The sequence below is a fragment of the Citrobacter sp. CK199 genome (assembly GCF_030333285.1).
In the GTDB taxonomy this organism is placed as follows: domain Bacteria; phylum Pseudomonadota; class Gammaproteobacteria; order Enterobacterales; family Enterobacteriaceae; genus Citrobacter_B; species Citrobacter_B koseri.
Map to the genome: position 1 here is coordinate 570,727 of NZ_JAOWGF010000026.1, position 21,034 is coordinate 591,760.

Consider the following 21,034-nt stretch of genomic DNA (forward strand, 5'->3'; position numbering starts at 1 on the left):
GTCTTTTACATCATTACGACGTCAAATTGCTCCTGGTTATAGAGCGGTTCAATCTGGACTTTAACTTGCTTGCCGACAAAAATTTCCACCTCTGCCAGCGCGTGCGACTCTTCGCCTTTTAACGTTTCCGCCACCGCCGGAGAAGCATAAACGAGGAAACGATCGGAGTCGTAGGCATGATGCACACGCACGATTTCACGCATAATTTCATAGCAGACGGTTTCCACCGTTTTCACCGTACCGCGTCCATGACACGTTGGACATTCATTGCATAGCACATGTTCCACGCTTTCGCGGGTACGCTTGCGGGTCATCTCTACCAGACCCAGTTGCGAAAAGCCGTTGATGCTGGTTTTCACGCGATCTTTGCTCAGCGCCTGCTCCAGAGAATGCAGTACCCGACGGCGATGATCTTCATTATTCATGTCGATAAAATCGATGATGATGATACCGCCCAGATTGCGCAGACGCAGCTGCCGCGCAATCGCCTGCGTCGCCTCAATATTGGTATTGAAGATCGTGTCATCGAGATTACGGTGCCCGACAAACGCCCCGGTATTGATATCAACGGTGGTCATGGCTTCGGTTTGATCGATAATCAGATAACCGCCGGATTTCAGCTCCACCTTGCGTTCCAGCGCGCGCTGAATCTCATTTTCAACATCAAAGAGATCGAAAATCGGCTGATGACCGCTGTAGTGTTCGAGCTTGCTGGTCATCTCGGGGATATATTCCGCAGTAAATTCCAGCAATGCCTCGTATGTCAGACGCGAATCCACGCGGATTCTGTCCAGCTCGGCATCGGCAAAATCACGCAGTACGCGCTGCGCCAGCGCCAGTTCGCCGTACATCTGATAGCGCGTTTGCGGCCGCTTTTTACGCTCCATGACTTTCGTCCAGACGCGTTTGAGGTAAGCGGCGTCCGACGCCAGATCCTCTTCGCACACCCCTTCCGCCGCCGTACGGATGATAAATCCGCCCTGCTCGTCGCAATATTCCGCCACCACCTTCTTCAGGCGTTCACGTTCGGTTTCGCTTTCAATACGCTGAGAAACGCCAACGTGCGACGCGCCGGGCATAAAGACGAGGTAGCGGGAAGGCAGCGTGATGTCCGTCGTCAGGCGCGCGCCTTTGGTGCCAAGCGGATCTTTTACCACCTGCACCATCAGATCCTGCCCCTGACGCACCAGCTCAGAGATGTCGCGTACGGTGAAGTTCTTTTGTTCTTCACCCGCCACGCATTCGGTATGCGGCATAATGTCTGAAGCATGAAGAAACGCGGCTTTCTCCAGTCCAATATCTACAAAAGCCGCCTGCATACCCGGAAGTACACGGCTTACACGGCCTTTGTAGATATTGCCTACGATGCCTCGTCGCGCTTCACGCTCAATATGAATTTCCTGAAGAATACCGCCATCAATGTACGCCACGCGTGTTTCCGATGGCGTTACGTTTACCAACAATTCAGCCGTCATGTTTATCCCTTTTCTCACGCAGTGCGTTAAAATTGCTCAGCAACTCATACGTTTCAACCAGCGGTAAGCCGACCACGGCGTGATAGCTGCCGTTTATCTTCCTGACAAAACAGCCACCCTGCCCCTGAATACCGTATGCTCCAGCTTTATCCATAGGCTCACCGCTGGCGACATAGCCCGCGATGTCCTCATCACTCAGTGCCCTGAACGTCACCTCCGTCACCACCAGACAATCCAGCACGTACTGGCTGTCCGCCAGCGCGACGGCCGTCATCACCTGATGCGTCTGCCCCGACAGTTTGCGCAGCATATGCGCCGCGTGTTCTGCATCGCGCGGTTTCTCCAGCACTTCACCGTTAAGAATCACGATAGTATCGGCGCCCAGCACCGGCAAGTCGCGCGCCGTTTGCGCCACGCCTGCCAGCGCCTTTTCCCGCGCCAGACGGGAGACATACTGTTGCGCGCTTTCGCCTTCGCCACGCGTTTCTTCAATTCCCGTAACGATACGTGCAAAAGAGACGCCCAGCTGCGCAAGCAGCTCCTGGCGGCGAGGTGAACCGGAAGCAAGATAAACGTCAGTCATAGAAACCTTTACTGCACAGCAAACTGCTGGCGCACTTTGCGCATCAGCAGGAAAAGCCAGGGCCAGAGCACACCGTTTACTACACTACTCCAGAATACTTCCGGTCTGAAAGAGACGTTGATCACTAAAAACTCGGCCCAGAAAACAATAATGTCCACGACCAGTGAGAGCAATATCACCACCAGCGCCTGTTGCCAGAGCGCCAGGTTACGGAATAGCTGGAATTTCAGTGCAACCAGATAAGCAATGATACTCATCGACAAGGCCCGCACGCCAAGCGTGGAGCCGCTGATCAGATCCAGTATGGCACCCATCACAAAACCTGTACCCACATTTACGCGGTGCGGCAGTGCGAGGATCCAGTACAGCAAGATAAGGAGCACCCAGTTTGGCCGGAAAACGATGATGTCATCCGGCCAGGGCATGATTTGCAGCAATAGCGCAATAAGAAACGAGAGCCAGATAACCCAGCGACCCTGGCTACGATAACTTGCCACTATTGCCCCCCCGTTGCGCGCGTAGCCGCCGGTTGTTGAGGCGCGGCAGGCGCCGGGCTAATCCCCGTGGCAGGGTCCGGCATTGGCGCTGGCGGCCCCATCGCATCTGGCGAAGGCAGAACCTGCGGCATCATCTGCATCAGTCGTTCGTTAGCGACGCGATGCACATCTTCCGGCGTCATCGGATTAGCGCCGTTGCGATCGGCTCCCCACAGCAGCAGCAGATAACGCAAACGCTGTAAACCCGCAGTCGGACGCGCCTGAATCACGGTGTAAGCACGTTGGGTGTCCAGCTTGACGGACGAAACCACGCCCACCGGATACCCTTCCGGGAAACGGCCGCCCAGACCCGACGTTACCAGCACATCGCCAACGCGAATATCGGTGTTTGCCGGCAAATGCTCAAGCTGTAAATCGTCCGTGCAGCCGTTACCGGCGGCAATGACGCGGATATCGTTACGCAGCACCTGAATCGGCAACGCATGTGTCGCATCGCAAATAAGCAGAACGCGGCTGGTCAGTTTCGCCACCGCAACGACCTGGCCCACTACGCCTTTGTCGCTGATGACCGGTTGCCCCTCATAGACCCCGTTCACGCTTCCTTTGTCGATCACCACCTGATCGCTGTAAGGATCGTTAACCGTGGAGATGACCTGAGTCACCATTTTTTGTTCGTCCTGACGCAGCGGCGAACCCAGCAGCTCGCGCAAACGCGCGTTCTCCTGTTTGTATTGCCCCAGCATCAGCAATTCGCTGTTTTTCAGCAACAGTTCCTGGCGCAGCGCCCGGTTTTCAAGTTCGAGTTGGTCACGCGAAGCCAGCGTTTGCGACACGCCGTCGAGTAATTCACGGGGACCATTGGAAATAAAGTAGAAAGGGCTGACGGCGGTATCCATGTACGTGCGGATTTGGCTGAACGTCCCCAGGCGGCTGTCGGCTATAATCACGCCGAGCGCCACCAGCACCGCCAGAATAAGGCGAATCTGTAGCGACGGGCCACGGCTAAAAATTGGCTTCATAAGTTTGCGTATTCTCGTATCAGAGTCGGCAGGGTAATCAAACCATCACCCTGCCGGTATCCGATTACTCTTCGCTGAACAGGTCGCCGCCGTGCATATCGATCATTTCCAGCGCCTTGCCGCCGCCGCGCGCCACGCAGGTCAGCGGATCTTCAGCAACAACGACAGGAATGCCGGTTTCTTCCATTAACAGACGATCAAGGTTACGCAGCAGCGCGCCGCCGCCCGTGAGCACCATACCGCGCTCGGAGATATCAGACGCCAGTTCCGGCGGGCACTGTTCCAGCGCAACCATCACCGCGCTCACGATACCGGTCAGCGGCTCCTGCAACGCTTCCAGAATCTCGTTGGAGTTCAGGGTAAAGCCGCGTGGAACGCCTTCCGCCAGGTTACGCCCGCGAACTTCGATTTCACGCACTTCGTCGCCCGGATACGCAGAACCGATTTCGTGTTTGATACGTTCTGCGGTCGCTTCGCCGATCAGAGAACCGTAGTTACGGCGCACGTAATTGATGATCGCTTCGTCGAAGCGGTCGCCGCCAATACGCACAGAAGAAGAGTAAACCACGCCGTTCAGAGAGATAACGGCCACTTCCGTCGTACCGCCACCGATATCGACAACCATTGAACCGGTTGCTTCAGACACCGGCAGACCGGCGCCGATTGCCGCAGCCATCGGTTCTTCGATCAGGAACACTTCACGAGCGCCAGCGCCCTGTGCGGATTCACGAATCGCACGACGCTCTACCTGGGTCGCTCCTACCGGTACACACACCAGCACACGAGGGCTTGGACGCATAAAGCTGTTGCTGTGCACTTGTTTGATGAAGTGCTGGAGCATTTTTTCAGTCACGAAGAAGTCAGCGATAACGCCGTCTTTCATCGGGCGAATAGCAGCGATATTGCCCGGCGTACGACCCAGCATCTGCTTCGCATCATGACCTACTGCGGCCACGCTTTTCGGTGAACCGGCACGATCCTGACGAATGGCCACAACGGAAGGCTCATTCAATACGATGCCTTGTCCTTTTACGTAAATGAGGGTATTCGCAGTACCCAGGTCAATGGACAGGTCATTGGAAAACATGCCACGAAATTTTTTCAACATACTAAGGGATAATCCTGAAAGCTGGGGCGGAAAACAAAATCCGCTTACTTTACCAACCACACGCAGCAGCGACAAGGCGCAAAAATCATCTGCTACGGTGAAAATTAGCGCAGTACGTTTCCTTTGTTACAAATCTCTGTCTGGGTCCATCAGAACTGAATACATCAGCAGCAATCCTGGCCTTCATTTGCAACCTGTAAAAGGTCGTTTACCTGCATATTTGCTGCAACAATCTGGCGAGCAGACAAGCACACCCCCATGAGGCACAGCGCGCGTTATTCTACGTGAAAACAAATTAAACGGCAGGTTAAACCGAGTATCTTTGCGAATATTTTTTCACGTTGGTGTCAAGTGGTTGGGAGGAGGCAAAAAAATCCCCCTGTCCGCCCGCCACTCCGCGCCCCGTCAGCGTATGCCACTCGCTACGCGAACGGACGCCTGTCGCGTAAACCTGCGTATGCGTTCCCGTGCAGGCTTCCACCAGGCTCTGTACCAGTAACTGGTTTTCCGTTCGTTTCTCAATGTTTCTTACCAGACTCGGATGAAGTTTCAGTAATTCCACATTAAGTTCTTTAATCCAACTGGTACTCACCAGCGTCAAACCCGCCTGTGTCACCGCGATCCGAACGCCAAGCGCATTCATTAAACGAATAACAGGCTGTAACCGACTGATGTGTTGACAAACATCTGCCTCGGCAAGTTCAAAAATAATACGTTTTCGCTGCGATTTTTCGCACTGCATCAACGTATCACGCAGCCAGCGCTGAAACCGTGGGCGGATCAACGATTCTACCGTTACCTGCATCGCCAGATTTTCCTCCGGCCAGTATTTCAGCAGCGGGATCAAACGGCTAATTTGCAAGCGGTCATACTCTTCCGATAAACCGAACTGCAATACCATCGGCATGTATTCCGCCGAAATCACCTCTTCGGCGCCGTCAAAGATACGGCACATCAGCTCCCGGTGGTGTACGCGTCCTTCACGCATTACCGCCGGTTTCTGATAAATCCGCGGCCCGCCCCGGCTGAGCATCTGCTCAATAAGAGTGCGCCAGCGTACGTTGCCTCGGCCTTTTTCCGGCAGCGAATCGTCATACACCGCCCAGCTGTTCCCTCCCTGCAACACGGCATTTCGGGTCGCGGCTTCGGCATGTTCCATCACCTGCTCCGTTGACTGACCGCTACGCCATGCGCAAATGCCGATATGTACCATATCGTCACGATCGAGCTTTTTATTAACCGGTAATGCATCTACCGCTTTTAATAACTGCCCGGCGATGCTCTCCGCTTCTTTCAATGTGCGGTGCGGCAACAGGACGGCAAAGTCGCTGCGGTGGTAGCGCGCCAGCAGCGAACCCGGGTAGCGCATAATAAATGTCGACAGCAGATTAATCAGCGCAAACAGCTGTTCTTCCGCGAGATCGCGCCCCCAGCTGTCGTGAAGCAGGTTAAAGTCTGGCAGGCGGATCATCATCACCACGCCATGCGATCCCACTTTTTCCTGATCTTCCAGCAGCGTCGCCAGTTGGTTATCAAAAAACAGGCGATTGCCCAGCCCGGTTTTGACATCCTGCGCCGCATAAGAACGGATAAGCGTATCCAGACGGCTGCGCTGTTCGCTGGCAAACTGAATTTCAGACAGCAGCATATCCAACGCGCTGCTGGTACGCGCGGGCCATTCATAGACCGACCCTCGCGCATTCGGCCCGCGCTCGCCGTTCAGAATACGCGTTGCACGAATTTCCAGCAGCTCCTGCCCGGACAGCTGGCGCTGTAGCCAGCGTACCGATAAGAACAGGATGAGAACGATAAAGCCGATCGCCAGCGTGAGCGGCGCGGTGGTCACGAGCGAGTGAAAATAGTTGCCCATCGGGTCCTGAAACACCACATGCAGCGAGGTGCCGGGATGTTTTACCAGCGGAATCGTCAGCTCACGATACAGGTTGTTGCTTCCCGCTGGCCGATAGCTGCTGTTGCGCGAATGGCTATACACCTGGCGGCCATCCTGCAACAAATCGACGCGCACGATATCAACCGATACCATCAGTTCATTAATCTGCGGCGTTAGCGTGACAAAATCAGAGGAGACAAGATGCGTGTCAATAGCGGTGGCGACCGCCTGAATGCGGCTGGTGAATTTATTCTCGATGGCATTGTAAAAACTCAGCGAGCAGCCGATGAGCGTAACGAAGATCGTTAACCCGGTAAGCAGCGTGACAAAGGCTGAGAATTTCGTCGTTAATCGCATCCGTGTGTTAACTCCGACAGTTATAAACGACATGAAAGAGCAACTCTGAACGCGAAGTCCGTTAAATTGCACAGCTAAGCGGGCATACTACCAAATCAGGTCTATCTGGCAATTTATTGCGTTGAATCGGCATCACGTTTTGATTAGCGAGTATAGTCTTCATAAATATTTTTCCAATCCACTATGCAAATTGAGGACAGGTTATGCAGGCTTTGATCTTAGAACAGCAGGACGGTAAAACCCTTGCTTCCGTTCAGACCCTTGAAGAAAGTCGGCTACCGGAAGGGGATGTAACGGTAGATGTCCACTGGTCCAGCCTGAACTATAAAGATGCTCTGGCCATCACCGGGAAAGGGAAAATCATCCGTAACTTTCCGATGATTCCTGGCATCGATTTCGCCGGAACCGTACGCGCCAGTGAAGATCCCCGCTTCCATGCCGGTCAGGAGGTTTTACTGACCGGCTGGGGCGTGGGCGAAAACCACTGGGGCGGCCTGGCTGAGCGCGCCCGCGTAAAAGGCGACTGGCTGGTTGCTCTCCCGAAAGGTCTTGATAGCCGAAATGCGATGATTATCGGCACCGCCGGTTTTACCGCCATGCTGTGCGTGATGGCGCTGGAAGACGCGGGCATTCGTCCTGAAGATGGCGAGATTGTCGTGACTGGCGCCAGCGGCGGCGTGGGCAGCACTGCCGTTGCGTTGCTGCATAAGCTGGGCTACCAGGTTGTGGCCGTGTCAGGACGCGAAAGCACCCACGACTACCTGCGTAACCTGGGCGCCAACCGCATTCTGGGGCGCGATGAGTTTGCCGAATCCCGCCCGCTGGAAAAACAACTCTGGGCCGGTGCCATCGACACCGTTGGCGATAAAGTGCTGGCGAAAGTGCTGGCGCAGATGAACTACGGCGGCTGCGTTGCGGCCTGTGGTCTGGCGGGCGGCTTCGCGCTCCCCACCACGGTCATGCCGTTTATTCTGCGTAATGTCCGCTTGCAGGGCGTGGATTCCGTGATGACTCCGCCTGCCCGCCGCGCAGAAGCCTGGAAACGCCTGGTCAACGACCTGCCAGCCTCTTTCTATGCGCAGGCTGCAACAGAAATCACGCTGGCAGACGCGCCAAAATTCGCCGATGCCATCATCAATAACCAGGCACAGGGCCGTACGCTGGTGAAGATTGCCTAATCTTCAAATTTTCGTGACATATTCGCGTTAACGTTTCGCCTCCGTCATGCTTAAAAAAACGCATGACGGAGGATGCTATGAAAATGAAAAAACTGACGGAAGCCGACGTAACCGCGGAGTCCGTTTTTATGTTGCAGCGCCGCCAGGTACTGAAAGCTTTAGGCATCAGCGCGGCCGCCCTTTCTCTGCCCGCCACCGCCCAGGCCGACCTGCTGAGCTGGTTTAAAGGCAACGATCGTCCCCCTGCGCCTGCCGGTAAGCCGCTTGATTTCAGCAAACCCGCCGCCTGGCAAAACGACCTCCCGTTAACGCCGGAAAACAAAGTCACCGGTTATAATAATTTCTATGAATTCGGCCTCGATAAAGCAGACCCGGCCGCCAACGCGGGTAGCCTGAAAACCGATCCCTGGACGTTGAAAATTAGCGGCGAAGTGGCGAAACCCCTAACGCTCGATCACGATGCGCTCACGACGCGTTTCCCGCTGGAAGAGCGAATCTATCGTATGCGCTGCGTTGAAGCATGGTCGATGGTGGTTCCCTGGATTGGCTTCCCCTTACATAAACTGCTCGCACTGGTCGAACCCACCAGCAATGCCAACTATGTGGCGTTCGAAACGATCTACGCGCCCGATGATATGCCGGGACAAAAAGATCGCTTTATCGGCGGCGGGCTAAAATACCCTTACGTCGAAGGATTGCGTCTGGACGAGGCAATGCACCCGCTCACGCTGCTGACTGTCGGCGTCTATGGTAAAGCGCTGCCGCCGCAAAACGGCGCGCCCATCCGTCTGACGGTGCCGTGGAAATACGGGTTCAAGGGGATTAAGTCGATCGTCAGTATTAAACTGACCCGCGAACGCCCGCCGACCACCTGGAATCTGGCCGCGCCAAACGAATACGGATTTTACGCCAACGTGAATCCGCACGTTGATCATCCGCGCTGGTCACAGGCGACCGAGCGTTTTATTGGCGCGGGCGGCATTCTGGATGTACAAAGACAGCCGACGCTGCTGTTTAACGGCTATGCCAGTGAAGTGGCGTCTTTATATCGCGGTCTGGATCTGCGGGAGAATTTCTAAGTGCGTCTGACACAAAAACAGATCGTCTGGCTAAAAGTACTGCTGCATCTTGCCGGATTATTACCGTTTCTCTGGCTCGTCTGGGCGGTGAATCAGGGAGGGCTCAGCGCCGATCCGGTCAAAGATATTCAACACTTTACCGGTAGGACAGCGCTGAAATTCTTGCTCGCCACCTTGCTGGTTTCACCGCTGGCGCGTTACGCTAAACAGCCATTATTGATCCGCACCCGCCGCTTGTTAGGGTTATGGTGCTTCGCCTGGGCCACGCTGCATTTAACCAGCTATGCGCTACTTGAACTGGGCATAAATAATCTGGCGCTGCTGGGCCAGGAGTTAATCACTCGTCCTTATTTAACGTTGGGCATTATCAGTTGGTTCATTTTATTCGCCCTTACGTTGACCTCCACGCAGGCGGCGCAACGAAAACTGGGGAAACGCTGGCAACGTTTGCATAACTTCGTTTATCTTGTCGCGATTCTGGCTCCCATTCATTATCTGTGGTCGGTAAAAATTTTATCGCCGCAGCCAGTCATTTATGCCCTGCTGGCGCTGGTGCTTTTAGCCTGGCGCTACAAGACATTTCGCCAGTGGTGGCGGTCGTTTGCGGGCAAAATGCTGTAACGCCTCCGTTATGTGCGGTTTGTTGCAAAACCAGGACTCGCCTTGGGTCTTTGCGTGTTAGCAGTTGATAATCTTCCCTGATAAGACCAGTATTTAGCTGCCAAATGCTACGAAATCGTTATAATGTGCGACCTTGGTTTCCCGGACAGGGTTTTTAAGCCGCTGAAAGGGTGACAATCGCGCATCAAAGGTATATTTTGTTTTTTACCGGAGAATCGCAGGAGATAGCTGCACGATGGCCGACAAATCACACATTTTGCTTTTAAACGGTCCGAACCTTAATATGCTCGGCACCCGTGAACCCGATAAGTACGGCACCCTGACACTAACGGAAATTGTTAACCGTTTGAATGCAGAGGCCGACGCGCTGAATGTGACGCTGGATCATTTGCAGTCTAACGCGGAGTACGCACTCATCGACCGTATTCATCAGGCTAAAGACACTGTGGACTATATCCTGATTAATCCGGCCGCGTTTACGCACACCAGTGTTGCGATTCGCGATGCGCTGCTCGCGGTGAGCATCCCGTTTATCGAGATTCACCTGAGCAACGTACATGCGCGGGAACCGTTTCGCCAGCATTCGTATCTTTCCGATATTGCGGCTGGCGTCATTTGCGGATTCGGCGCTGACGGTTACTCATACGCTTTACAGACGGCGGTAAAACGCCTGTCACAATCACACTAAACAAAGAGTACGGAACCCACTCATGGATATTCGTAAGATTAAAAAACTGATCGAGCTGGTTGAAGAATCAGGCATCTCCGAACTGGAAATTTCTGAAGGCGAAGAGTCTGTGCGCATCAGCCGCACCGCGCCAAACGCAGGTTTTCCGGTGATGCAACAAGCTTATGCTGCGCCAATGCAGCAGCCAGCTCTGTCTAACGCTGTCGCTCCGGCGGCTGTTCCAGCAATGGAAGCGCCTGCTGCATCAGCGGAAATCAGTGGTCACATCGTACGTTCCCCAATGGTTGGTACTTTCTACCGCACCCCGAGCCCGGATGCGAAAGCATTCGTCGAAGTCGGTCAGAAAGTTAACGCGGGCGATACCCTGTGCATCGTTGAAGCCATGAAAATGATGAACCAGATCGAAGCCGATAAATCCGGCGTGGTGAAAGCAATTCTGGTCGAAAGTGGTCAGCCGGTAGAATTTGACGAGCCGCTGGTCGTCATCGAATAACGAGGCGAACATGCTGGATAAAATTGTCATCGCCAACCGTGGCGAGATTGCACTGCGTATTCTTCGTGCCTGTAAAGAACTGGGTATCAAGACCGTGGCTGTGCACTCAAGCGCGGATCGCGATTTAAAACACGTATTGCTGGCGGATGAGACGGTCTGTATTGGCCCGGCTCCGTCCGTAAAAAGCTATCTGAACATCCCGGCTATCATCAGCGCCGCTGAAATCACCGGCGCGGTGGCAATCCATCCGGGTTACGGCTTCTTGTCTGAGAACGCCAACTTCGCTGAGCAGGTTGAACGCTCCGGCTTTATCTTCATTGGCCCGAAGGCCGACACCATCCGCCTGATGGGCGATAAAGTGTCCGCAATCAGCGCAATGAAGCAGGCTGGCGTTCCATGCGTACCGGGTTCTGACGGCCCGTTGGGCGACGATATGGATAAAAACCGCGCCATTGCAAAACGCATCGGCTACCCGGTTATTATCAAAGCGTCCGGCGGCGGCGGCGGTCGCGGTATGCGCGTTGTGCGCGGCGATGCCGAACTGGCGCAATCCATTTCCATGACCAAAGCGGAAGCGAAAGCAGCCTTCAGCAATGACATGGTGTACATGGAAAAATACCTGGAAAACCCACGCCACATCGAAATTCAGGTGTTGGCTGACGGCCAGGGTAACGCTATCTATCTGGCAGAACGTGACTGCTCCATGCAGCGTCGTCACCAGAAAGTGGTCGAAGAAGCGCCAGCGCCGGGCATTACCCCGGAACTGCGTCGTTACATCGGCGAGCGTTGCTCCAAAGCGTGTGTCGATATCGGCTATCGCGGAGCAGGTACGTTTGAGTTCCTGTTCGAAAACGGCGAGTTCTATTTCATCGAAATGAACACCCGTATTCAGGTAGAACACCCGGTTACTGAAATGATCACCGGCGTTGACCTGATCAAAGAACAGCTGCGTATCGCTGCGGGCCAGCCGCTGTCCATCAAGCAGGAAGAAGTTGTGGTGAAAGGCCATGCGGTAGAATGCCGTATCAACGCCGAAGACCCGAACACCTTCCTGCCAAGCCCGGGTAAAATCACGCGTTTCCACGCGCCGGGCGGCTTTGGCGTACGCTGGGAGTCCCATATCTACGCGGGTTACACCGTACCGCCGTACTATGACTCCATGATCGGCAAGCTGATCTGCTACGGTGAAAACCGTGACGTGGCGATTGCCCGTATGAAAAACGCATTGCAGGAACTGATCATTGATGGCATCAAAACCAACATTGACCTGCAAACCCGCATCATGAACGACGAGCACTTCCAGCACGGTGGCACCAACATCCACTATCTGGAGAAGAAACTCGGTCTTCAGGAAAAATAAGCGTGCGTTAACTGAAAAAGGCCGGTTTTCCGGCCTTTTGTTTTTTTCCCTCCGGTACATCCCATAAGGTACAATCCCCGCTTTCTTCATCCACAAGGGACAAAAAATGGACACGCGTTTTGTTCAGGCCAACAAAGAGGCGCGTTGGGCGCTGTGGCTGACCCTTCTGTATCTGGCTGCGTGGTTGGTGACTGCTTACTTACCAGGTGCGGCACCCGGCATAACGGGCCTTCCGCACTGGTTTGAAATGGCCTGCCTGCTGACGCCGCTTGTTTTCATTTTACTGTGCTGGGCTATGGTGAAATTTATCTATCGCGACATTCCTCTGGAGGACGATGATGCAGCTTGAAGTCATTCTGCCGCTTATCGCCTATCTGCTGGTGGTGTTTGGTCTGTCGGTCTATGCCATGCGAAAAAGGACGACGGGCACCTTCCTGAATGAGTATTTCCTCGGTAGCCGTTCGATGGGCGGAATTGTATTGGCGATGACGCTGACCGCCACCTACATCAGCGCCAGCTCATTTATCGGCGGCCCGGGCGCGGCCTATAAATACGGCCTGGGCTGGGTATTGCTGGCGATGATCCAGCTACCCGCCGTCTGGCTCTCGCTGGGTATTCTGGGTAAGAAGTTCGCTATTCTGGCGCGGCGCTACAACGCCGTCACCCTTAACGATATGCTGTTTGCCCGCTATCAAAGCCGTCTGCTGGTCTGGCTGGCAAGCCTCAGCCTGCTGGTGGCTTTCGTCGGGGCGATGACCGTACAGTTTATTGGCGGCGCGCGTCTGCTTGAGACCGCAGCGGGCATCCCCTACGAAACAGGGCTGTTAATCTTTGGCGTCAGCATCGCGTTGTATACCGCATTTGGCGGTTTTCGCGCCAGCGTGCTCAACGATACGATGCAGGGCATGGTCATGCTGATTGGCACCATCGTCCTGTTGGTCGGCGTGGTTCATGCGGCAGGCGGCCTCGGACACGCAGTCGAAACCCTGCAAACGATCGACCCGAAACTGGTGACGCCGCAGGGCGCGGATGACATTCTGTCACCGACCTTTATGACCTCATTCTGGGTGCTGGTGTGCTTTGGCGTGATCGGCCTGCCGCATACTGCCGTGCGTTGCATCTCCTATAAAGACAGTAAAGCGGTGCATCGCGGCATTATCATCGGCACGATTGTGGTGGCGATCCTGATGTTCGGTATGCACCTGGCGGGCGCGCTGGGACGGGCGGTGATCCCTGACCTGACCGTACCGGACCTGGTCATTCCAACGCTGATGGTTAAGGTTCTGCCGCCGATTGCCGCCGGCATCTTTCTCGCCGCGCCGATGGCGGCCATTATGTCGACAATCAATGCCCAGTTGCTGCAAAGTTCCGCTACGATCATTAAAGATCTCTATCTGAATATTCGCCCGGAGCAAATGCATAACGAAACTCGCCTGAAGCGGATGTCAGCCATCATCACGCTGCTGTTAGGCGCGCTGCTGCTGCTCGCGGCCTGGAAACCGCCGGAAATGATTATCTGGCTTAACCTGCTGGCTTTCGGCGGCCTGGAAGCGGTGTTCTTATGGCCGCTGGTGCTGGGCCTGTACTGGGAGCGTGCAAACGCGACAGGCGCGCTAAGCGCTATGATCATTGGCGGCGTGTTGTATGCCGTGCTCGCCACCTTTAACGTTCAGTACCTGGGCTTTCACCCCATCGTGCCCTCGCTACTGCTCAGTTTATTGGCTTTTCTGGCCGGAAACCGTTTTGGTTCATCTGCCCAGCAAGCCACCTTATTGACTACTGATAAATAAAGAGTTTTGCCATGCCGTGGATCCAACTGAAACTGAATACGACCGGTACGAACGCCGAAGAACTTAGCGATGCGCTGGTGGAAACCGGCGCGGTCTCTGTGACCTTCCAGGACACGCACGACACGCCGGTATTTGAACCGTTGCCAGGTGAAACGCGTCTGTGGGGCGATACCGACGTTATCGGCCTGTTCGATGCCGAAACCGACATGAAAGAGGTGGTGGCAATCCTTGAGCATCATCCGCTGCTGGGCGCGGGTTTCGCGCATAAGATTGAGCAACTGGAAGATAAAGACTGGGAACGCGAATGGATGGACAACTTTCACCCGATGCGCTTTGGCGAGCGTCTGTGGATTTGCCCGAGCTGGCGCGATGTACCGGATGAGAACGCCGTCAACGTCATGCTGGACCCGGGTCTGGCCTTCGGTACCGGCACGCATCCCACCACGTCCCTCTGCCTGCAATGGCTCGACGGGCTTGATCTGAACGGTAAGACGGTGATCGACTTTGGCTGCGGTTCCGGCATCCTGGCGATTGCCGCATTAAAACTGGGCGCTGCGAAAGCTATCGGGATCGATATCGATCCGCAGGCGATCCAGGCCAGCCGTGATAACGCAGAGCGCAACGGCGTATCTGAGCGTCTGGAGCTCTACCTCCCCAAAGACCAGCCAGAAGCCATGAAAGCCGATGTGGTGGTCGCTAACATCCTGGCTGGCCCATTACGTGAACTGGCCCCGTTAATCAGCGTACTGCCCGTTGAGGGCGGTTTACTGGGGCTTTCCGGCATCCTGGCCAGCCAGGCGGAAAGCGTATGCGAAGCCTATACCGAACTCTTTACGCTCGACCCGGTGGTAGAGAAAGAAGAGTGGTGCCGCATTACCGGTCGTAAAAAATAATCAGTCCTTTCCGGCGTGGTCATCTGGCCACGCCTTTTTCACACGATTCGCTTTCCTCTCCTGCTCGTCATCGATACAATATTCTTTATAATTGATTGATTTACATAATGTTATGTTGTTTTCAATTCATCGGGTAAATGCATGAAGTTAATTTCTTTGGCCACTGCCTTTCTGGCAATCTGTATGATGCCCGTATCCGGTTCGGCAACTGACTGGAGCTATGAAGGCGACACCTCTCCCGCGCACTGGGGTGAAATCAATAAAGCATACAAACTGTGCCAGACCGGGATGAGCCAGTCCCCTGTTGATATTCTCACCACGAATGAAATCCAGCTCCCGCCGCTTAACGTACAGTACATCGATCGCGCCGACATGCTCCTGAACGTTAACCACACTCTTCAGGTAACAATGAACCCCTATTCTTCTGCTTTCGCTCAGATTGACGATCAGCCTTATGCTTTAGCAGAATTTCATTTTCATGCCCCAAGTGAAAATACCATCAATGGTAAACACTATGCGATGGAGCTGCACCTGACGCACAAAAACCAGGAAGGTGAGATTGCCGTCGTTGCCGTCATGTTTGATATCGGTGAGCCAAATGAGGCAATTGAACGTTTATGGCAATCCATCCCGGCAACCCCGGGCGACAGCATACCGTTGCTTTCCCCCGTCGATATCAATCTGCTGTTGCCGGAAGACAGAACCTACTGGCGCTTTAGCGGTTCGTTAACGACGCCTCCCTGTAGCGAAGGCGTAACCTGGATTGTCCTGAAACAGCCTATGACGCTTTCTGCCGGTCAACTGGAAAAATTTCGCCATACGATACACCCTGCCAACAATCGCCCTGTCCAGCCTTTGAATGGCCGCGTCATTAACGAATGGTCGATACCGACGCTTCGCGATCCTGTCCTGAAATGAGGCGGTGATCACACTATGAAACGATAATCTGCTGGTTAAATCAGCAGATTATGTTGTCCAGCCGTCAGCCATAGAAGAAAAAATGAGAAGTTACGCAAAATTGTAAGCGTATAAAAATTCGGCCTCATTTTATAACGCAATGATTTATAAAGTTAATTAATTCTCATCATTCATCTTAACTGCGATTCTTTGATCCACCTCAGAGGATTGGTCAAAGTTTGGCCTTTCATCTCGTGCAAAAAATGCGTAATATACGCCGCCTTGCAGTCACAGTATGGTCATTTCTTAACTCATGCGCATCGGACAATACCAGCTTAGAAATCGCCTGATCGCAGCGCCCATGGCTGGCATTACTGACAGACCTTTTCGGACGCTGTGCTATGAGATGGGAGCAGGATTGACGGTATCCGAGATGATGTCTTCTAACCCGCAGGTTTGGGAAAGCGACAAATCTCGTTTACGGATGGTGCACGTTGATGAGCCAGGCGTTCGCACGGTGCAAATCGCCGGTAGCGACCCTGTTGAGATGGCTGATGCCGCACGTATTAACGTGGAAAGCGGCGCCCAGATTATTGATATCAATATGGGGTGTCCGGCTAAAAAAGTGAATCGCAAGCTCGCAGGTTCAGCCCTCTTGCAGTACCCGGATTTAGTGAAGTCGATACTAACCGAGGTCGTGAGTGCAGTGGACGTTCCTGTCACCCTGAAGATTCGCACCGGCTGGGCCCCGGAACACCGTAACTGCGTAGAGATTGCCCAACTGGCTGAAGACTGTGGCATTCAGGCTCTGACCATTCATGGACGCACCCGCGCCTGTTTGTTCAATGGAGATGCTGAATACGACAGTATTCGGGCAGTTAAGCAGAAAGTTTCCATTCCGATTATCGCGAATGGCGACATTACTGACCCGCATAAAGCCAGAGCTGTGCTCAACTATACGGGGGCGGATGCCCTGATGATAGGCCGCGCAGCTCAGGGAAGACCCTGGATCTTTCGGGAAATCCAGCATTATCTGGACACTGGGGAGTTGCTACCCCCCCTGCCTTTGGCAGAGGTTAAGCGCTTGCTTTGCGCGCATGTTCGGGAACTGCATGACTTTTATGGCCAGGCAAAAGGGTACCGAATTGCACGTAAACACGTCTCCTGGTATCTCCAGGAGCACGCTCCAAATGACCAGTTTCGGCGCACATTCAACGCCATTGAGGATGCCAGCGAACAGCTGGAGGCGTTGGAGGCATACTTCGAAAATTTTGCGTAATGAAATAAAGAGCTGACAGAACTATGTTCGAACAACGCGTAAATTCTGACGTACTGACCGTTTCTACCGTTAACTCTCAGGATCAGGTGACTCAAAAGCCCCTGCGTGACTCGGTTAAACAGGCACTGAAGAACTATTTTGCTCAACTGAACGGTCAGGATGTTAATGACCTCTATGAGCTGGTACTGGCTGAAGTAGAACAGCCCCTGTTGGACATGGTGATGCAATACACCCGTGGTAACCAGACCCGTGCTGCCCTGATGATGGGCATCAACCGTGGTACGCTGCGTAAAAAATTGAAAAAATACGGCATGAACTAATTTCGATTAGCTAATTGCTTGTTTAAAAAGGCGCTACTCGGCATGGGGAAGCGCCTTTTTTATTCGCGTCAGACAGGAGTTTGTTCATGAATGTCGGATTTGAGCCGCAATATTTTGGCGATGAATCGAAGAAGATCATTCACGGTGATGCGCTTTCAGAATTGAAAAAACTGCCCCCGGAAAGTGCCGATTTAATTTTTGCCGACCCGCCCTACAACATCGGAAAAAATTTTGACGGTCTGGTGGAGTCCTGGGACGAAGAGACCTTTTTGGCCTGGCTGTTTGAATGCATTGATGAGTGCCATCGGGTGCTGAAAAAACACGGCACGATGTACATCATGAACAGCACAGAGAACATGCCCTATCTCGACCTCAAATGCAGGAAACTGTTCGATATCAAAAGCCGCATCATATGGTCGTACGACAGCTCAGGCGTGCAGGCCAAAAAGTATTTTGGCTCAATGTATGAACCCATCCTGATGATGGTAAAAGATGCGAAGAACTATACGTTTAATCGTGATGACATCCTGGTTGAAACCAAAACCGGCGCAAAAAGAGCGTTGATCGATTACCGCAAAAATCCGCCCCAGCCCTACAACACGCAAAAAGTCCCCGGAAACGTCTGGGATTTTCCCCGCGTCCGCTACTTAATGGATGAGTATGAGAACCATCCCACGCAAAAACCCAGAGCGCTATTGAGCCGGATCATCCTGGCCTCCTCAAACCCGGGCGACACGGTGTTAGATCCCTTCGCCGGAAGCTTCACGACGGGCGCCGTAGCCGTGGAAACCGGGCGCAAATTTGTCGGCATCGAAATCAACAATGAATACGTAAAAATGGGCATCAGAAGGCTGAACGTCACCTCTCACTATGCGGAAAACGAGCTGGCAAAGGTGAAAAAGCGCAAGACAACAAACCTGTCCAAAAAGAGCCGAATGACCGAAATGACGGATACGTCTCAGGTGAAGTAAAAGCATTGTAAGTCTGCTTTTCTGCCGCGTTGTTTCGTGTATATTCCTTGCACGCTTGGGCATGAATACACAGGATTTGGCAATGATTCGTAAGTATTGGTGGCTGGTTGTTTTCGCAGTCTCCGTTTTCCTTTTTGACGCATTACTCATGCAGTGGATCGAACTGATGACAACGGAATACGATAAATGCCGCAACATGAATTCGGTTAACCCGCTCAAACTCGTCAACTGCGCCGACCTTGAGTAGTACGCCAGCCAGTTCTATGCAAATTATGCCGACGCACAGTTGGGGATAACCGTTACGCTTCCACGACCGGCTTGTTATTCTGCGTTAATACCATCACATTGCCATTCGGAACTAACATTTTTAATACATTATCCACTAATTGCGGCGCCTGCTTATAGAGATCATAACTGGAAGGATTCATTAACCAGTTCTTTACGATTCCGCTAAAACTGCCATGAAGCACAATTAAATTGACCTCGACATCAAGACCGGTCGCAATCAGTCCTTTATTCATACATTGCTGTAATGCTTCACGCATTATCTGATAACTGAAGCCTATTTTTTCCCGAATATCCTGTTCTGATATCATATCATTATGAAATTCACATTTATGATATAAAATCTGCATTAATGCCTGTTGCCGGGGCACCTCAGCAATATATTGCAAAGCGGCAATCAGTTTTTCACGCAAATTCTGTAGCGGATTATCGCCCCCACACGTTGTTAACCTGTCCTGAATGAGATCGCGTAGCGGTGGTTGCTGACCCCATACCTCATTAAACAACTGCGTCTTGTTCTCAAAATGCCAATAGATAGCGCCCCGCGTAACATTCGCGGCGTCTGCAATGTCGTTTAGCGTGGTGCTGCTGACCCCGTGCAAGGCGAACTGTACGATCGCTGTTTCAATCAAGTGTTGTCGGGTTCTGAGGGCGTCCGCTTTTGTTTTCCTGGCCATAATGAAATGTGTCTGAAACCGGAGGATGACAGTAAATACTGTTCAGGGATAACGCGCAAATGTATCACTTCATTTTTATTTAAACGAGAGTCCTCGTGTATTATTACGCACAATACATCCAAATAAATAATAAATACAAATGAATCAAATAAAACTATTCACCAAAAGAATGTATATTTCTATTTGTGTTAATGAAAGACAGGGTTTTACTTTTCCACCGCATTATGAAACGACGGGATATTAATCTTTTTTTGCTTTTACGTGCCGTGCATGACGACCAGAAATAAGTATTGCTTACATCACGAGCTGATAATTTGTAGGATAGCCAACTGCTATTTTATTTGTGCGCGTTAACGCCTTACCGTTATCCGGTAAATAACGAGCTTCGGTTTTCTAAGGAACAGTAATGACGAAACATGCCAGGTTTGCACTCCTGCCCTCATTCATCATAATCTCCGCAGCGTTACTCGCCGGTTGTAACGATCAGGGAGATACGCAAGCTCACCCTGCTGAGCCGCAAGTCACCGTCCACGTAGTCGAATCTGCTCCCTTAGCGGTGACGACCGAGCTGCCGGGGCGCACGACGCCATTTCGTATTGCGGAAGTCCGGCCTCAGGTCAGCGGCATTGTACTGAAAAGGAATTTCACCGAAGGTAGCGATATCGAAGCAGGCCAGTCGCTTTATCAGATTGACCCGGCGACTTATCAGGCTGATTACGACAGCGCCAAAGGCGAGCTGGCAAAAAGCGAAGCTGCCGCCGCCATTGCACACTTAACGGTTAAACGCTACGTTCCGCTGGTTGGCACAAAATACATTAGCCAACAAGAGTACGACCAGGCCATCGCCGATGCTCGTCAGGCCGATGCCGCCGTTATCGCCGCAAAAGCCGCAGTAGAAAGCGCGCGCATCAACCTCACCTACACCAAAGTGACTTCACCGATCAGCGGCCGCATTGGTAAATCCAGTGTCACCGAAGGCGCGCTGGTGACCAATGGTCAGGCAACCGAACTGGCGACCGTGCAACAGCTTGACCCTATTTACGTTGATGTGACGCAGTCCAGCAGCGATTTTATGCGTCTCAGGCAGTCCGTCGAGCAGGGTAGCCTGCACAAAGACAACACCCGCAGCAACGTCGAGTTGGTAATGGAAAATGGTCAGGCGTACCCGCTGAAAGGCACGCTGCAATTTTCCGACGTTACGGTAGATGAAAGTACCGGTTCTATCACCCTTCGGGCTGTTTTCCCCAATCCTCAGCACACCCTGCTTCCCGGTATGTTTGTCCGCGCGCGAATTGATGAAGGCATTCAGCCCAATGCCATTCTCGTTCCACAGCAGGGCGTAACGCGTACGCCGCGTGGCGATGCGATGGTGATGATCGTCAATGATAAAGATCAGGTTGAAGCGCGCGACGTTATCGCTACTCAGGCGATCGGCGATAAATGGTTAATCAGCAAAGGGTTGCAACCGGGCGACAAAGTTATCGTCAGCGGCTTGCAGAAAGCCCGCCCGGGCGAACAGGTTAAAGCCACCACCGATGCCCCTGCGGCGAATGCAGCGCAATAAGGTAACCGG

The 21,034-nt window shown here is 53.1% G+C and carries 22 protein-coding genes; 15 read left to right on the forward strand and 7 right to left on the reverse strand.

Annotation, left to right across the window (positions count from 1 at the left end; all coding sequences use genetic code 11):
• Nucleotides 1-5 precede the first annotated feature (5 nt).
• From rng to csrD, 6 genes are all read right to left on the reverse strand, one after another.
• A complete protein-coding gene (gene rng, locus OGX75_RS13795; RefSeq protein WP_012135381.1) occupies nt 6-1,475 on the reverse strand; it encodes a ribonuclease G in 1,470 nt (489 codons plus the stop codon).
• A complete protein-coding gene (locus OGX75_RS13800; RefSeq protein ID WP_115614374.1) occupies nt 1,465-2,058 on the reverse strand; it encodes a Maf family protein in 594 nt (197 codons plus the stop codon). Before OGX75_RS13800 ends, rng begins: the two co-directional genes overlap by 11 nt.
• Nucleotides 2,059-2,066: 8 nt before the next feature.
• The gene (gene mreD / locus OGX75_RS13805; protein WP_012135383.1) at nt 2,067-2,555 is read right to left on the reverse strand and encodes a rod shape-determining protein MreD; all 489 of its coding nucleotides are present in this window, start codon (nt 2,553-2,555) and stop codon (nt 2,067-2,069) included.
• A complete protein-coding gene (mreC, locus tag OGX75_RS13810) occupies nt 2,555-3,574 on the reverse strand; it encodes a rod shape-determining protein MreC (RefSeq protein ID WP_049009237.1) in 1,020 nt (339 codons plus the stop codon). The genes mreD and mreC overlap by 1 nt, the downstream gene beginning before the upstream one ends.
• Before the next feature lie 64 nt (nt 3,575-3,638).
• Nucleotides 3,639-4,682, reverse strand: coding sequence for a rod shape-determining protein MreB (mreB, locus tag OGX75_RS13815; protein ID WP_000913396.1), 1,044 nt, complete (start codon nt 4,680-4,682; stop codon nt 3,639-3,641).
• Between the two features lie 307 nt (nt 4,683-4,989).
• Nucleotides 4,990-6,930, reverse strand: coding sequence for an RNase E specificity factor CsrD (gene csrD, locus OGX75_RS13820; RefSeq protein WP_047460917.1), 1,941 nt, complete (start codon nt 6,928-6,930; stop codon nt 4,990-4,992).
• Between the two features lie 203 nt (nt 6,931-7,133).
• On the opposite strand from csrD, the gene acuI reads away from it, so the two are divergent.
• The 14 genes from acuI to OGX75_RS13890 all read left to right on the forward strand — a co-directional run bounded on the left by acuI (nt 7,134) and on the right by OGX75_RS13890 (nt 18,746).
• Nucleotides 7,134-8,108, forward strand: a complete 975-nt coding sequence (acuI, locus tag OGX75_RS13825; protein ID WP_286451088.1) for an acrylyl-CoA reductase (NADPH) — start codon at nt 7,134-7,136, stop codon at nt 8,106-8,108.
• Between the two features lie 77 nt (nt 8,109-8,185).
• Entirely contained in the window at nt 8,186-9,187 is a 1,002-nt protein-coding gene (gene msrP / locus OGX75_RS13830) for a protein-methionine-sulfoxide reductase catalytic subunit MsrP (protein ID WP_024130995.1), read from the forward strand.
• Nucleotides 9,188-9,808, forward strand: coding sequence for a protein-methionine-sulfoxide reductase heme-binding subunit MsrQ (msrQ, locus tag OGX75_RS13835; RefSeq protein WP_012135388.1), 621 nt, complete (start codon nt 9,188-9,190; stop codon nt 9,806-9,808).
• A 235-nt stretch (nt 9,809-10,043) separates the two neighbouring features.
• A complete protein-coding gene (gene aroQ / locus OGX75_RS13840; RefSeq protein ID WP_058668166.1) occupies nt 10,044-10,496 on the forward strand; it encodes a type II 3-dehydroquinate dehydratase in 453 nt (150 codons plus the stop codon).
• A 22-nt stretch (nt 10,497-10,518) separates the two neighbouring features.
• Entirely contained in the window at nt 10,519-10,989 is a 471-nt protein-coding gene (accB, locus tag OGX75_RS13845; protein ID WP_012135391.1) for an acetyl-CoA carboxylase biotin carboxyl carrier protein, read from the forward strand.
• Nucleotides 10,990-10,999: 10 nt separating this feature from the next.
• Nucleotides 11,000-12,349, forward strand: a complete 1,350-nt coding sequence (accC, locus tag OGX75_RS13850) for an acetyl-CoA carboxylase biotin carboxylase subunit (RefSeq protein ID WP_012135392.1) — start codon at nt 11,000-11,002, stop codon at nt 12,347-12,349.
• 106 nt (nt 12,350-12,455) lie between these two features.
• Nucleotides 12,456-12,698, forward strand: coding sequence for a YhdT family protein (locus tag OGX75_RS13855; RefSeq protein WP_012135393.1), 243 nt, complete (start codon nt 12,456-12,458; stop codon nt 12,696-12,698).
• Complete coding sequence (gene panF, locus OGX75_RS13860; protein WP_047460907.1) at nt 12,688-14,139, forward strand: sodium/pantothenate symporter; 1,452 nt, start codon at nt 12,688-12,690, stop codon at nt 14,137-14,139. Before OGX75_RS13855 ends, panF begins: the two co-directional genes overlap by 11 nt.
• 11 nt (nt 14,140-14,150) lie before the next feature.
• Nucleotides 14,151-15,032, forward strand: coding sequence for a 50S ribosomal protein L11 methyltransferase (gene prmA / locus OGX75_RS13865; protein ID WP_047460904.1), 882 nt, complete (start codon nt 14,151-14,153; stop codon nt 15,030-15,032).
• A 141-nt stretch (nt 15,033-15,173) separates the two neighbouring features.
• On the forward strand, nt 15,174-15,950 hold the full coding sequence (locus OGX75_RS13870; RefSeq protein WP_502873187.1) for a carbonic anhydrase: 777 nt from the start codon (nt 15,174-15,176) through the stop codon (nt 15,948-15,950).
• 292 nt (nt 15,951-16,242) lie between these two features.
• Nucleotides 16,243-17,208 carry a tRNA dihydrouridine synthase DusB gene (gene dusB, locus OGX75_RS13875; RefSeq protein WP_047460900.1) on the forward strand — a complete coding sequence of 322 codons (966 nt, stop codon included), beginning with the start codon at nt 16,243-16,245 and terminating at the stop codon, nt 17,206-17,208.
• A 23-nt stretch (nt 17,209-17,231) separates the two neighbouring features.
• Nucleotides 17,232-17,528: a DNA-binding transcriptional regulator Fis gene (gene fis, locus OGX75_RS13880; protein WP_000462905.1), complete on the forward strand. Its 297-nt coding sequence runs from the start codon at nt 17,232-17,234 to the stop codon at nt 17,526-17,528.
• 86 nt (nt 17,529-17,614) lie between these two features.
• Nucleotides 17,615-18,499: an adenine-specific DNA-methyltransferase gene (yhdJ, locus tag OGX75_RS13885; protein WP_047460898.1), complete on the forward strand. Its 885-nt coding sequence runs from the start codon at nt 17,615-17,617 to the stop codon at nt 18,497-18,499.
• Between the two features lie 82 nt (nt 18,500-18,581).
• Nucleotides 18,582-18,746 (forward strand): DUF2556 family protein, encoded by a 165-nt coding sequence (locus tag OGX75_RS13890; protein ID WP_047460895.1) that lies wholly within the window; start codon nt 18,582-18,584, stop codon nt 18,744-18,746.
• Between the two features lie 52 nt (nt 18,747-18,798).
• Here the strand turns inward: OGX75_RS13890 and envR are convergent, their stop codons facing one another.
• Complete coding sequence (gene envR / locus OGX75_RS13895; RefSeq protein WP_286451082.1) at nt 18,799-19,461, reverse strand: acrEF/envCD operon transcriptional regulator; 663 nt, start codon at nt 19,459-19,461, stop codon at nt 18,799-18,801.
• Between the two features lie 406 nt (nt 19,462-19,867).
• Here envR and OGX75_RS13900 point away from each other — a divergent pair, with 406 nt between their 5' ends.
• Nucleotides 19,868-21,025 carry an efflux RND transporter periplasmic adaptor subunit gene (locus OGX75_RS13900; protein WP_286451080.1) on the forward strand — a complete coding sequence of 386 codons (1,158 nt, stop codon included), beginning with the start codon at nt 19,868-19,870 and terminating at the stop codon, nt 21,023-21,025.
• Nucleotides 21,026-21,034: the final 9 nt, after the last annotated feature.